General features: G+C 67.3%; 12 protein-coding genes. 4 read left to right on the top strand and 8 right to left on the bottom strand.

Translation table 11 applies throughout. From position 1 onward, the window contains the following. Positions 1-4 precede the first annotated feature (4 nt). Entirely contained in the window at positions 5-2,296 is a 2,292-nt protein-coding gene (gene treY / locus AU072_RS24935) for a malto-oligosyltrehalose synthase (RefSeq protein WP_064416229.1), read from the top strand. Continuing rightward, positions 2,289-4,013: a malto-oligosyltrehalose trehalohydrolase gene (treZ, locus tag AU072_RS24940; RefSeq protein ID WP_064416230.1), complete on the top strand. Its 1,725-nt coding sequence runs from the start codon at positions 2,289-2,291 to the stop codon at positions 4,011-4,013. Before treY ends, treZ begins: the two co-directional genes overlap by 8 nt. Positions 4,014-4,031: 18 nt before the next feature. Here the strand turns inward: treZ and ilvA are convergent, their stop codons facing one another. Together ilvA and AU072_RS24950 are read right to left on the bottom strand one after the other, a co-directional pair. After that, a complete protein-coding gene (gene ilvA, locus AU072_RS24945; RefSeq protein WP_064416231.1) occupies positions 4,032-5,312 on the bottom strand; it encodes a threonine ammonia-lyase IlvA in 1,281 nt (426 codons plus the stop codon). Positions 5,313-5,341: 29 nt separating this feature from the next. After that, on the bottom strand, positions 5,342-5,779 hold the full coding sequence (locus AU072_RS24950; protein ID WP_064416232.1) for a nitroreductase family deazaflavin-dependent oxidoreductase: 438 nt from the start codon (positions 5,777-5,779) through the stop codon (positions 5,342-5,344). 88 nt (positions 5,780-5,867) lie between these two features. Between AU072_RS24950 and AU072_RS24955 the strand changes: the two genes are divergently transcribed. Beyond that, positions 5,868-6,098: a hypothetical protein gene (locus tag AU072_RS24955; protein WP_064416320.1), complete on the top strand. Its 231-nt coding sequence runs from the start codon at positions 5,868-5,870 to the stop codon at positions 6,096-6,098. Here the strand turns inward: AU072_RS24955 and AU072_RS24960 are convergent. Beyond that, positions 6,095-6,508: an SRPBCC family protein gene (locus tag AU072_RS24960; RefSeq protein ID WP_064416233.1), complete on the bottom strand. Its 414-nt coding sequence runs from the start codon at positions 6,506-6,508 to the stop codon at positions 6,095-6,097. The genes AU072_RS24955 and AU072_RS24960 overlap by 4 nt on opposite strands. Before the next feature lie 30 nt (positions 6,509-6,538). Between AU072_RS24960 and AU072_RS24965 the strand changes: the two genes are divergently transcribed. Continuing rightward, a complete protein-coding gene (locus tag AU072_RS24965) occupies positions 6,539-7,222 on the top strand; it encodes a hypothetical protein (RefSeq protein ID WP_110765834.1) in 684 nt (227 codons plus the stop codon). A gap of 2 nt (positions 7,223-7,224) precedes the next feature. On the opposite strand, the gene dnaE is transcribed toward AU072_RS24965, so the two are convergent. The 5 genes from dnaE to lspA all read right to left on the bottom strand — a co-directional run bounded on the left by dnaE (position 7,225) and on the right by lspA (position 13,973). Beyond that, positions 7,225-10,770: a DNA polymerase III subunit alpha gene (dnaE, locus tag AU072_RS24970; protein ID WP_064416235.1), complete on the bottom strand. Its 3,546-nt coding sequence runs from the start codon at positions 10,768-10,770 to the stop codon at positions 7,225-7,227. 89 nt (positions 10,771-10,859) lie between these two features. Then, on the bottom strand, positions 10,860-11,519 hold the full coding sequence (locus tag AU072_RS24975; protein WP_064416236.1) for a TetR/AcrR family transcriptional regulator: 660 nt from the start codon (positions 11,517-11,519) through the stop codon (positions 10,860-10,862). Between the two features lie 31 nt (positions 11,520-11,550). Further along, positions 11,551-12,450: an EamA family transporter RarD gene (gene rarD, locus AU072_RS24980; RefSeq protein WP_064416237.1), complete on the bottom strand. Its 900-nt coding sequence runs from the start codon at positions 12,448-12,450 to the stop codon at positions 11,551-11,553. After that, entirely contained in the window at positions 12,447-13,376 is a 930-nt protein-coding gene (locus AU072_RS24985; RefSeq protein ID WP_064416238.1) for an RluA family pseudouridine synthase, read from the bottom strand. The genes rarD and AU072_RS24985 overlap by 4 nt, the downstream gene beginning before the upstream one ends. After that, positions 13,377-13,973: a signal peptidase II gene (gene lspA, locus AU072_RS24990; protein ID WP_064416239.1), complete on the bottom strand. Its 597-nt coding sequence runs from the start codon at positions 13,971-13,973 to the stop codon at positions 13,377-13,379. It lies immediately after the preceding gene. Positions 13,974-14,036 lie beyond the last annotated feature (63 nt).

Consider the following 14,036-nt stretch of genomic DNA (forward strand, 5'->3'; position numbering starts at 1 on the left):
ACAAATGCCGGTCCAGTCGACGTACCGCCTCCAGATGCGGGGCGACTCTTTCACATTCGCCGACGCCGAGAAACTGCTCGATTACTACTCGGCGCTCGGCGTGTCCCATCTGTACCTGTCGCCGATCCTCACCGCGGCCGAAGGGTCCACGCACGGCTACGACGTCACCGACCCGACGACCGTGTCCGCCGAGCTCGGCGGGCCCGAGGGGTTCGCACGTTTGTCGCGCGCGGCCCGCGACAAAGGCATCGGCTTGATCGTCGATATCGTGCCCAACCACGTGGGTGTGGAGAAACCGCGGCAGAACGCCTGGTGGTGGGATGTCCTCAAGCACGGACGCGCATCGGCCTACGCGTCCTTCTTTGATGTCGATTGGGATCTCGACGGCGGGCGCGTCGTGCTGCCGGTGCTCGGATCCGACGACGACGCCGACGATCTCGAGGTCGACACCAGCGACGCCGAGCCCGTGCTGCGCCTCGGCGACCTCGTCTACCCCATCGCGCCCGGCACCGAAAACGGGACCGGTCCGCAGGTGCACGATCGCCAGCACTATCACCTGATCGGTTGGAAGAACGGGGTTTGCGGCTATCGCCGTTTCTTTTCGATCACCTCGTTGGCCGGATTGCGCCAGGAGGACCGCGCCGTTTTCGACGCCACCCACGCCGAAGCGAAACGGTGGTTCGACGAGGGGTTGGTCGACGGCATCCGCATCGATCACCCGGACGGGCTGTCGAACCCCGCCGGATATCTTTCCTGGCTGCGTGAACTCACCGGCCCCGACGCCTGGATCGTGATCGAGAAGATCCTGGCCGCAGACGAGCCGCTGGAGCCGACGCTGCCGGTGGCCGGCACCACCGGCTACGACGCGATGCGGGAGATCGGCGGGGTGTTCATCGATCCCTCGGGCGAGGAGGCGCTGACCAACCTGTTCGACTCCACCGGCTTGGCCTACAGTTCGATGCCGGATCTCGCGCGCACCCTCAAGGCGAATGCGGTGACCGAGACCCTGGGCAGTGAGCTGGCCCGGTTGCGCCGCACCATCGTCAGCGCCACCGGCACCGACCACCACGACCTGCCCGCAGCGATCGCCGCTCTGCTCAGCCGCATCGACGTCTACCGCTCCGACTACCGCTCGCTGTCGGGTGTCCTGCCCAGCGCGCTCGCCGAAACAGCCTCCGCGGAACCGAAATTGGCCGAGCCGCTGGCGCTGATCGCAACCGCGCTGGCGGTCAGCAAGGAGGCCGAGGTCCGGTTGCAGCAGCTGTGCGGCGCTGCGACGGCGAAATCGATGGAGGACTGCCTGTTCTACCGCGACGCGCGACTGGTCTCGCTCAACGAGGTCGGTTCCGAACCGCACCATTTCGGGGTCAGCGTCGCCGAGTTCCACCAGCGGGCCGCGGTGCGCGCACGGATGTGGCCCGACGCGATGGTCGCGCTGACCACCCACGACACCAAGCGCGGTGAGGACGTCCGCGCACGTATCGGAGTGCTGTCGCAGGTTCCGTCGCTGTGGGCCGAGTATGTCACCGCGTGGGAGCAACGCACCCCGGCTCCCGACCGTACAACCGGTTTCTTCCTGCTGCAGAACATGTTTGGGGTCTGGCCGGCCGACGGTAGGGTGAGCGACGAGTTGCGTGAGCGACTGCATGCCTATGCGGAGAAGGCCATCCGCGAAGCCGCGGAGCACACCACCTGGAACGATCCGGACGACGACTTCGAGACCCGCCTGCACGCCTGGCTGGACGCCGTGATCGATGGCCCGGTGGCCACGGAGATGTCTGGTTTGGCCGCGCGGCTCGACCTGCATGCCCGCAGCGACGCGCTCGGCCAGAAACTGTTGGCGCTCACCGCGCCCGGGGTGCCCGACGTCTACCAGGGCACCGAGCTGTGGGAGGACAGCCTGGTCGATCCGGACAACCGCCGGCCCGTCGACTACGCGGCTCGCCGCGATGCGCTGCAGGCGATGCGCCACCCGAAGCTGCGGGTGGTCGCCGCCGCGCTGGCCGTCCGAAAGGAGCGGCCGACAACGTTTTCGACCGGCGGCTACACCCCCGTGCTGGCCGACGGGCCCGCGGCGCAACACCTCGTTGCGTTCCTACGCGGTGACGATGTCCTGACCGCGGTCACCCGGCATTCGGTGCGGCTTTCCGAAACCGGTTGGGGGGACACCGCTGTCGCCCTGCCCCCGGGCACCTGGGCGGACCGCATCGGCGGGCGTCGACACCACGGGCGGGTGCTGGCCGCCGAACTCTTCACCGACCTGCCGGTCGTACTGTTGGAGCGGGTCGATGGCTGAATTCAGCGTGTGGGCGCCGCGACCGCAACGGGTCCGGCTCGACGTCGACGGCACACTGCATGACATGACCCCGGCGGACGACGGGTGGTGGCGCGCCGAGGTCGAGGCCGCGTCCGACGCACGCTACGGCTTCGTCCTCGACGACGACCCGAAGGTGCTCCCCGATCCCCGCTCCCCCCGTCAGCCCGACGGCGTGCACGAGAGATCGCAGCTGTGGCAACCCGATCCGACGGCATGGACGGACGGCGACTGGGCAGGCCGCTCGATCGAGGGTGCGGTGATCTACGAGCTGCACGTTGGAACCTTCACCCCCGAAGGCACATTCGACGCGGTGATCGACAAGCTCGACTACCTCGTCGATCTCGGCGTCGACCTCGTCGAGCTGATGCCGGTCAACGCGTTCGGCGGGACCCACGGGTGGGGTTACGACGGTGTGCTCTGGTACGCGGTACACGAACCCTACGGCGGGCCCGACGCGCTGGTGCGCCTGATCGACGCCTGCCACCAACGCGGACTCGGGGTGCTGATCGACGCCGTCTTCAACCACCTGGGCCCGTCGGGGAACTACCTGCCCAAGTTCGGGCCCTACCTGTCCAGCGGTAGCAATCCGTGGGGTGAGTCAATCAACATCGCCGACGCCGACGCCGACGAGGTGCGGCGCTACATCATCGACTGCGCGCTGCGCTGGATGCGCGACTTCCACGCCGACGGGCTGCGCCTGGACGCGGTGCACGCCCTCGTCGACACGACGGCGATCCACATCCTCGAAGAGCTGTCGGCCGAAACCGATGCGCTGGCCGCGGAGTTGGGCCGGCCGCTGTCGTTGATCGCCGAAAGCGACCTCAACGATCCGCGGCTCATCACGCCCCGCGACCAGGGTGGACTGGGGATGACCGCGCAGTGGGACGACGACATCCACCACGCGATCCACTCCGCGGTATCCGGCGAACAGCAGGGCTACTACAACGATTTCGGCACGCTCGAGGCGCTGGCCGCGACGCTGAAGAACGGTTACTACCACGCGGGCACGTACTCGTCGTTCCGGCACCGCAGACACGGGCGTCCGTTGGACACCGCCACCATCCCCGCCACCCGGCTGCTGGCCTACACGCTGACCCACGATCAGGTGGGTAACCGGGCGGTCGGCGACCGTCCGTCGCAGAACCTGACGTCCGGGCAGCTCGCCGTCAAAGCCGCCTTGGCACTCGGAAGCCCTTACACGGCCATGCTTTTCATGGGTGAGGAATGGGGGTCGTCGTCGCCGTTCCAGTTCTTCAGCTCACACCCCGAGCCGGAACTGGCGCGCGCCACGGCCGAGGGCCGCAAGCGCGAGTTCGCCGAGCACGGCTGGGACGCCGACGAGATCCCCGATCCGCAGGACCGCGAGACCTTTTTGCGCTCGAAGCTGAAGTGGGACGAGATCGACGAGGGTGATCACGGCCGGCTGCGGCGGGTGTACCGCGAGCTGATCGCGTTGCGGCACAACGAGCCCGATATGGCCGACCCGTGGCTGGACAACCTCCAGATCGACTACGACGAAGCCCGGCGCTGGATCGTGATGCACCGCGGGTCGCTGTCGATCGCATGCAATCTCGGCGCCGAGGCGGTCGAAGTCCCGGTCACCGGCGAGGTGGTGCTGGCGTGGGATCAGCCGACGGTCGGAGCGGAATCAACACGGGTGCCGGGACATTCGTTCGCTGTCGTCCGCCGAAACTGACCTGGGCCCGCGAAACTGTCAGAGCAGGTAGCGGTACGCCGGCGAATCGGGCTCGAGCGCCTCGACGTGGATGTCCGAGGCGCGCATGCGCTCGAGCAGACCCTCGAAGTCGGTCGCCGAACCCAACTCGATCCCGACCAGCGCCTCGCCGGTCTCACGGTTGTTGCGCTTGACGTACTCGAACAAGGTGATGTCGTCGTTCGGGCCGAGTATCTGGTCGAGGAACCGGCGCAGCGCGCCCGGTTCCTGCGGGAAGTCGACCAGGAAATAGTGCTTGAGACCGAGATGCACCAGCGAACGCTCCAGTACCTCGCCGTAGCGCGACACGTCGTTGTTGCCACCCGAGATCACGCACACCACAGTGGATCCCGGTGCGATGTCAGCCTCCATCAACGCGGCCACCGACAGCGCCCCCGCCGGCTCGGCGATGATGCCCTCGTTCTGGTACAGGTCGAGCATCGCGGTGCACACGGCGCCCTCGTCGACGGTCGTCATCGACACCATGTCACCGGCGGCCGCCAGCACCTCGTACGGCAGCGTTCCCGCGCGGTTGACCGCCGCGCCATCGACGAACTGGTCGACGTCGTCGATGGTCACCGGCTCACCCGCCGCCAGCGCCGCGATCATCGCGGGCGCCCCCGCCGGCTCGACTCCCAACACGGCGGTGCCGCTCGTCCGTTCGACCACATAGGTGGTGATGCCCGCGATGCATCCGCCACCGCCGACCGGAACGACAACGAGGTCGGGCTCGGTGTCGAGTTGGTCGAGGATCTCCGCGGCGATCGTGCCCTGTCCGGCCATCGTGCGCAGATCGTCATACGGGTGAACCAGCGTCGCACCCGTGCGGGCGACGTCGTCGAGCGCGGCGGCCGCGGCGTCGTCGTAGGTTCTGCCGCCGACGATCAACTGGATGAACTCGCGACCGTGGTACCGGATGCGGTCGCGCTTCTGCTTGGGCGTCTTGCCCGGCACATAGACCCGGCCGCGGACCCCCATCGAGCGGCACGCCATCGCGAAGCCCTGCGCGTGGTTGCCCGCCGACGAACACACCACGCCTGCGGCCAGCTCGTCGGCAGACAACTGCATCAGCAGGTTGTGCGCGCCCCGCAGCTTGTAGGACCGCACGGGCTGCAGATCCTCACGCTTCAGATACACCGCCGCGCCGGTGGCCTCCGAGAGCCTCTCGCTGAGCTCCAGCGGACTGCGCAGCACGACGTCCGCAATTCGCTGAGCGGCCTCGTCGATATCCGACGCACGAAGCGGCGACGTCCTCGGGCTTTGGCTCAGTTCAGCGGACACCGGTCAATGGTGCCACCAACCAGCGGTTTTCAAGAAATCGGGCTCAGCACGAACACCGGGATCTGGCGGTCGGTCTTCTTCTGGTACTCGGCGTAGTCGGGCCATGCCGCCACGGCCCGCTCCCACCAGAGGGCCTTTTCCTCACCGGTGACCTCGCGCGCGTCATACTCCCTGGTCACCGCCCCGTCCTGCAGTTCCACCCGCGGATGAGCCTTGATGTTGTGGTACCAGACCGGATGCTTGGGGGCGCCACCCAACGAGGCCACGACCGCGTACTGGCCGTCGTGTTCCACCCGCATCAAGGGGGTCTTCCGGATCTTGCCCGTCTTCGCGCCGACGGTCGTCAGGAGGATGAGGGGTTTACCTTTCATGTCCACACCCTCGGTGGTTCCGGACTCCGTGATGCGGTCGGCGTGTTCCCTTACCCAGTCCCACGGGCTGGGTTCATACTCTCCGGAAAGTGGCATCTCATCAGCTTAGACGCGCTTTAAATCCGCGGGCCTGATCCGGTGTTTCGGGTGGCCGAAAAATCAGTTACGAGCTATCGTGGAGGTCATGACCGCCGCAGGTAACTTCCGCACCGCAGCCGCACGCGCGACGTGCGACGTGTCGGTGGCGGGTGTGCCCTGGCCGGCGTACAAGCTGATCGCCCTCGTGCTGAGCGCGGTCGTGGCGCTGGTGATCGGGATCGCGACCGGCACGGCGGCGACGGCGGTACTCGCGGGTGCCGCGGTGGGCACCGTCACCTGGGTGGCGTTCAGCGCGCTCTGCTCGGCGCGCCTCTAGTCCTCGAGCAACCTCTTCAGCGTCGCCAGGTCGGCGGCGACCGCTTCGGTGTCGGCATCGAACTCCTCGTCGGTCATTTCCGGCCGTCGGCGCACGCTGAACACCACCTCGCTGTGCGCCTCGTCGGCGTCGGTCGGCACACTCCAGGGCTGCACCCGCATCGGGTTGTAGACCGCTTCCCCGGTGGGCAGCCGCACCACGTGGTCAAGCACACCGAGGTCGTTGCGCGGCGAGAACTCGACCGTCACCTCGCCCATCGGTGAGTCGGCCACCCAGCCGCTCGGAGTCTGGCGAAGCCCGCTCTGCGCGAGACCGGCCGCCCAGCGCGGCCACGTCTGCGGATCCGCGGCGAACCGGTAGACGGTCTCGGCTGGCGCGGCGATCCAGATGCTGACGTGTCGTGACTCCATCCGATCATCCTGGCGCATCAGAATGACGTGATGGAATCACCGCCGGAACAGCACCGCACGCCGGCCTGGCTGCGGCGAGGCGATCCAGAGAGCACGCTGCCCGTGCTGATCGCGGTGGTGGCCGTCATGGCGTTGCAGCTCGCGATCCCCAAGGGCTACACGCTGGTCCCCCGCTGGCCGCTGGTGGTGTTGGAGGGACTCCTGCTGCTGGCGCTGCTGGCGATCAACCCGCGCGTCATGACCCGGCGCACCCGGTTCGGCCGGTACACGACATGGGTCCTGCTGGCGGCGATCACCCTCGACAACACGCTCTCGGCGGTCGTGCTGGCGGTCGGCATTCTCAGCGGCGACGAGAGCAACGACGCGGCGGTGCTGCTCGGCAGCGGCGCCTCGATCATCGTCACGAACGTGATCGTGTTCGGCATCTGGTACTGGGAGCTGGACCGGGGTGGGCCGTTCGCGCGGCACGCGGGAGAGCGGCCCTATCCCGATTTCCTGTTCCCGCAGATGACGACTCCGCATGTCGCCGAACCGGATTGGCGGCCCACCTTCGTCGATTACCTCTATGTCAGCGTGACGAACGTCATGGCGTTCTCCCCGACCGACACCATGCCGCTCGCCCGGTGGGCCAAGATGATGATGACGGTGCAGGCGATCGTCGCGCTGGGCACCGCGGGACTCGTCATCGCGCGGGCGGTGAATGTCCTGAACTGACGTCAGCCGCCCAGACAGCCGGGCCCCAGCAGGGCCTTGAGGTCGCCCATCAGCGCCGACGACGGCGTGACACGCAGCGATGTGTCCAGTTCCAGCGTGGTGATCCGCTCCCCGCTGATCAACCGCAGATGCACCTGCGACGTGCCGGGATGGCGGGCCAGCACCTGCTTGAGCGCGGTCACCTTGTCCACGGTGCACTGTCGGGTCGGCAGGCTCACCGCCAACGGGCGATCCAGTTGCGCATTCGAGAAGTCGGGCACCACAAGGTCATTGGCGATCAATGAGATCCGATCGTCGCGGATCGCCACCTTCGCGCCGACCAGCACGACGGCGTCGTCGGCGATCTCGGCACCGAACGTCGAGTAGGTCTGCGGGAAGAACAGCACCTCGATGCCGCCGGTCAGATCCTCCAATTGCGCCGAGGCCCACGGCAACCCGTTCTTGTTGACCCTGCGGTTGACCGAGGCCAGGATGCCGCCGACGCGCACCTGCGTGTCGTTGGGCAGGTCGCCGTCCAGAATGGCCGGGATCGCCGTGTCGACCTGGGCGGCCAGCAGGTGGGCGATGCCGTTGAGCGGATGACCGGACACGTAGAGGCCCAGCATCTCGCGTTCGAGCGCGAGTTTGTGCTTGTCCTCCCACTCCTCGTCGGGCACCTTGATGGTGAACACCGCGTCGGTGGCCGTGTCGGCGCCGCCGAACAGGTCGAACTGCCCCATCGCCTCGGCCTTCTTGGTGCCCAGCACGGAGTCGACGGCGTCAGTGTGGATCAGGAACAAGCCCTTGCGCGGGTGCCCCAGCGAGTCGAACGCACCGGCCTTGATCAGCGACTCCGTGACCTTCTTGTTGCACGGGCCGATCTCGATTTTGTTGAGGTAGTCGGAGAAGTCGATGAACTTCCCCTTCTCGGTGCGCGTATTGATCACCGAGGCAACCACATTGGCGCCGACGTTGCGCACCGCGCCCAGCCCGTAGCGGATGTCCTCGCCGACGGAGGCGAAATTCAGGTGCGACTCGTTGACGTCGGGCGGCAGCACCGTGATGCCGAGCCTGCGGCAGTCGGCCAGGTATACGGCGGCCTTGTCCTTGTCGTCACCGACCGACGTCAGCAACCCGGCCATGTACTCGGCCGGATAGTTGGCCTTGAGGTAGGCCGTCCAGTACGAGACGAGGCCGTACCCGGCGGCGTGCGACTTGTTGAACGCGTAGTCGGCGAACGGCAGCACGGTGTCCCACAGCGCCTTGATGGCGGCGGCGGAGAAGCCGTTGGTCTTCATGCCCTCGGAGAAGCCCTCGAACTCCTTTTCCAGGACTTCGCGCTTCTTCTTGCCCATGGCTTTTCGCAGAATGTCGGCTCGGGCCAGCGAGTACCCGGCAACCTTCTGCGCGATCCGCATGATCTGCTCTTGGTAGACGATCAGGCCGTAGGTCTCGGCGAGGATCTCGCGCAGCGGCTCTTCGAGCTCCGGGTGGATCGGCTTGATCGCCTGGCGGCCGTTCTTGCGGTCGGCGTAGTCGTTGTGGGCGTTCATGCCCATCGGACCGGGGCGGTAGAGCGCGATCACCGCGACGACGTCCTCGAACCCCGTCGGCTGCATGCGCCGCAGCAGGTCGCGCATCGGCCCGCCGTCAAGCTGGAACACCCCGAGCGTGTCGCCGCGGCCCAACAGCTCGTAGGTCGCCTTGTCGTCGAGTGGAACGGCTTCGAGGTCGAGCTCGATCCCGCGGTTGGCCCTGATGTTGTCCAGCGCGTCACCGATGATCGTCAGGTTGCGCAGCCCCAGGAAGTCCATCTTCAACAGGCCGATGGCCTCGCACGACGGGTAGTCCCAGCCGGTGATGATCGCGCCGTCCTGGGGCCGCTTCCACAGCGGGATCGCGTCGACGAGCGGCTCGGAGCTCATGATCACCGCGCAGGCGTGCACACCGGCGTTGCGGACCAGGCCCTCGAGTCCGCGTGCGGTCTCGTAGATGGTGCGGACGTCGGGGTCGGTGTCGATCAGGCCGCGGACCTCGGCGGCCTCCTTGTACCGCTCATGGTTGGGGTCGGTGATGCCCGACAGCGGGATGTCCTTGGCCATGATCGGCGGAGGCAGCGCCTTGGTGATCCGGTCGGCGATCGCGAAGCCGGGCTGGCCGTAGTGCACGCGCGCCGAGTCCTTCAGCGCCGCTTTGGTTTTGATGGTGCCGAAGGTGATCACCTGGGCCACCCGGTCGCTGCCCCACTTGTTGGCGGCGTATCGCAGCATCTCACCACGGCGGCGGTCGTCGAAGTCGATGTCGATATCGGGCATCGACACCCGCTCGGGGTTGAGGAACCGCTCGAACAGCAGCCCGTACGGGATCGGGTCGATGTTGGTGATGCCCAGTGCGTAGGCGACCAGCGACCCGGCGGCCGACCCGCGGCCGGGGCCGACCCGGATGTCGACCGAACGCGCGTAGTTGATCAGGTCGGCCACGATCAGGAAGTACGACGGGTAACCCTTGTCGCAGATGACCTTGATCTCGTAGTCGGCGCGATCGGTGTACTCCTGCGGTACGTCACCGGAGGGGAAACGACGCTCGAGCCCGGCGCGGACCTCGTGGCGCAGCCAGGACTCCTGGGTGTGGCCCTCGGGCACGGGGAAGACCGGCATCCGGTCGCGCACCGTCCACACGTCCTCATACGACGACACCCGCTCGGCGATCAGCAGCGTCGAGTCGCACGCGCCGGGCACCTGGTCGTCCCACAGGGCACGCATCTCGGCGGCCGTCTTGAGGAAGTAGCCGTCACCGTCGAACTTGAACCGGTTCGGGTCCGAGAGCGTCTTGCCGGTCTGGATGCACAGCAGCGCCTCGTGATTCTGGGCGGCGTCGCGGGTGACGTAGTGGCAGTCGTTGGTGGCCAGCGGCGGGATGCCGAGCTTGCGCCCGATATCGAGCAGCCCCTCGCGCACACGGCGCTCGATGTCGAGGCCGTGATCCATCAGCTCGAGGAAGAAGTTGTCCGGTCCGAAGATGTCCCGCCACTTGGCGGCCGCAGCCACGGCCTCGTCATGGTGGCCGAGCCGCAGCCGGGTCTGCACCTCGCCCGACGGGCAGCCCGTGGTGGCGATGATGCCCTCGGCGTGCTCGGCGATCAGCTCGGCGTCCATACGCGACCACTTGCCGAGTTGCCCCTCGAACGAGGCGAGCGAGGACAGCTTGAACAGGTTGCGCAACCCGGTGGCGTTCTCGGCCACCATCGTCATGTGGGTGTAGGACCCGCTGCCGGATACGTCGTCGCCCTTCTGGCTCGGATCACCCCACAGGATGCGCTTGGTGTCGAACCGCGAACCCGGCGCGATGTAGGCCTCGACACCGATGATCGGCTTGATCCCGGCGTCGGTGGCGGCGTTGTAGAACTCGCTGGCGCCGAACATGTTTCCGTGATCGGTCATCCCGATCGCGGGCATCTCCAGACGCTGAGCCTCGGCGAGCATCGGCTTGACCTTCGCGGCACCGTCCAGCATCGAGTACTCGGTGTGGTTATGCAGGTGCACGAACGACCGCGAATCCGAAGGGCTCATAGGAGGGCCAGTCTATGACCGCCCTCCGACAGTTCCCGGCGTGTCGGAAATGCGTGTCTTCGAGCCGCGGACAGAATTCCGGCTTCTCGCTAGACCGCGAGGCGCTCCGATGACTGGAGCAAGCCTCGACGCAACAGTCTGTTCAGTTGCTTGGCAACTGCAATCGCCGGTTCGGATCCGTGGACGAACCGGCCGAAGAACCCCATTCCCCAGAACATCGCCGAGAGCATGTTGACCACCGCGCGGGCGTCCACGTCCTCGGGGATCTCACCGCGGCGGATCGCTTCGTCGACCATCCAGGTGTAGAAGTCGGCCACCGCCTCGGCGACCGGTGTGACGCTGCCGCGCAGCCCGGGATGACGGTGCTGCTCGAGTCGCGACGCAATCACGAACCGCATCATCGAACCGTCCGAGGGATCCAGCTCACCCGCGGCGGCGACGAACGCAGTCAGCTGTTCCAGCAGCGTATTCCGCTGTCTAGCGGCCTCGATCGAGGCCGAGACCGCCGCGTATGCCTCACGCTGGAGGCAGTCGTAGAGGTCTTCTTTGGTGGCGAAGTAATAGTGCATGGTCGGCCGGCTGATCCCCGCGCGCACCGCGATCGCCTTGAACGTCGCCGCCTCGTACCCGCGTTCGTTGATCACCGCGCGTGCGGCCCGAAGGATGCCGGCCCGCGTCTCGGCCGAGTCCGATCCCACGGGACGTCCCCGCCCGCGCGGGCCGAGAGCCGGCTCGGTCTCGTCAACCACGAGCAAACGTTAAGACATTGCTAGTTCAAGGTCAACCGGCAGTTTCGCAAAGTTGCCGATCGGCCCGCGACCGGCCGACGGCGTCGGCGCTGAAAACCACCAGCGCCACCCAGATCAACGCGAAGCCCACCCAGCGGGCCGGCGGCATCGGCTCCCCGCCCACGAACACGCCCCACGTCAGCTGCATCACCGGCGTCAGGTAGAACAGCAGGCCCATCGTCACCAGCGGCAACCGCTGTGCGGCCGCGGCGAACAGCAACAGCGGCACCGCCGTCAGGACACCCGAGAGCACCATCAGCGCGACGTGGTCACCGCCGTGGTCGGTGAACGTTGCGTGCCCGGTGCAGTGCAGCACGACGATGTAGGCCGCCGCGAACGGCGTGGCGATACCGGCCTCCACCCCGACGCTGACCCGCGGGTCGGTCGCCACGACTTTCTTGACCGCGCCGTAGAGGCCGAAAGACAACGCCAGACCCAGACCGATGTAGGGCGGTGCGCCCACTTGCACCGTCAGCACCACCACGCCGGTCACAGCGACGGCCAACGCCACGAACTGCGCGCGGTTGAGCCGCTCCCGGAACACGATCAGCCCCAACCCGACGACCACCAGCGGGTTGATGAAGTAGCCGAGCGCCGCGTCCACCACGTGCCCGTTGTTGACGGCATAGACGTAGATCCCCCAGTTGATCGAGATCAGCGCCGACGCGGCGGCCAGCAGCAGCCACGTGCGACCGGAGATTCGTTTGAGGTCGCCGAGCCTGCGCACGACCGCGACCACGACGATCATCAGCAGGAAGTTCCACACGATGCGGTGCGCGAGCACCTCGAGGGCCGACGCGGGTTTCAGCAGCGGGAAGAACGCGGGAAACGTTCCCCAGCACGCGTATGCGCCGACCCCGAACAGTAAGCCGGGTCTGCGGGTGTCGCTCACAGTTCGTGGTTGCGCAGTGCGTCCAGGGCGTGTTGCAGATCGGCCGGATAGGGACTGGTGATCTCGACGCGGCGCCCGTCGGCGGGATGCGTGAAGGCCAGCGATCGTGCGTGCAGCCACTGCCGTTCCAGCTTGAGCCGCTTGGCCAACGTGGGATCGGCGCCGTAGGTGAGATCGCCGACGCACGGATGGTGCAGCGCGGCGAAATGTACCCGGATCTGGTGTGTGCGACCGGTTTCCAGTTCGATGTCGAGCAGGCTGGCGGCGCGGTGCGCCTCGAGGGTGTCGTAGTGGGTGACGCTGTGCCTGCCGTTCTCGGTGACCGCGAACTTCCAGTCGTGTCCGCGGTGCCGGCCGATCGGTGCGTCGATCGTGCCGCTCGATGGGTCGGGATGCCCTTGCACGAGCGCGTGATAACGCTTCTCGACGGTGCGCTGTTTGAACGCCCGCTTGAGCACCGTGTAGGCGCGTTCCGAGAGGGCCACGACCATGACCCCCGAGGTGCCGACGTCGAGGCGGTGCACGATGCCCTGGCGCTCGTGGATCCCCGAAGTGCTGATGCGGAAGCCCGCCGCGGCCAGGCCGCCCAACACCGTCGGACCCGACCAGCCCACGGTGGCGTGCGCGGCGACCCCCGGCGGCTTGTCCACGGCGACGATGTCCTCGTCGGAGTACAGGATGGCCATCCCGTCGATCTCGACGGGTGTGTTCTCCACCGGCGCAGGCGCTTCGGGCAACCGCACATCCAGCCAGGCGCCCGCGGTCAGCTTGTCCGATTTGCCCGCGGGGGCGCCGTCGATTACGACACCGCCTTCTTCGGCCAGCGCCGCCGCGACCGTGCGCGACAGGCCGAGCAGCCGAGCGAGGCCCGCGTCGACCCGCATGCCCGCCAGACCCTCCGGGACCGGAAGCGACCGATCGGCCATCTATTCGTCCTCGGCGGCCTTCCGCCGCCCGACGGTGTCGTAGTCGAACCCGAACAGCGACAGCCCCACCAACAGGATCGCCCCGCCGACGACGCACGGATCGGCCACGTTGAAGACCGGCCACCACCCGATCGACAGGAAGTCCACGACGTGGCCCTGCAGCGGGCCGGGCGAGCGGAAGAACCGGTCGATGAGATTGCCGAGGGCGCCACCGAGGATCATGCCGAGCCCGACGGCCCACCACGGTGACACCAGCCGGCGACCCATCCACACGATCCCGATCACCACGCAGGTCGCGATCAGTGTGAGCACCCACGTGTAGCCGGTGGCCATCGAGAACGCCGCACCCGAGTTCCGCACCAGGGTCCAGGTCACCGTGTCGCCGATGATCGACACGGGCTGGCCCGGGGTGAGGAGTTTGACCGCGAGCACCTTGGTGACGACGTCGGTGACCAGCACGACGCCCGCGATAGCGAGCAGCAGGCCCAGCCGTCGCCTCGGCGGCGCGGTCTCCTGGGTGGTCTCGTCGGCCACTTCTGGGTCGTCAGTCACTGGACCATCATCCCAAAACGTCGATGCAGAGGAATTCCGCACCATGGGTCGCGTCGACGAAGCCGTCGACCGATGGGGTTGACGCGCATGGCACCGTGGACGCGTGCA

It is taken from the genome of Mycolicibacterium novocastrense (genome assembly GCF_001499835.1).
Classification (GTDB): Bacteria; Actinomycetota; Actinomycetes; order Mycobacteriales; family Mycobacteriaceae; genus Mycobacterium; species Mycobacterium novocastrense.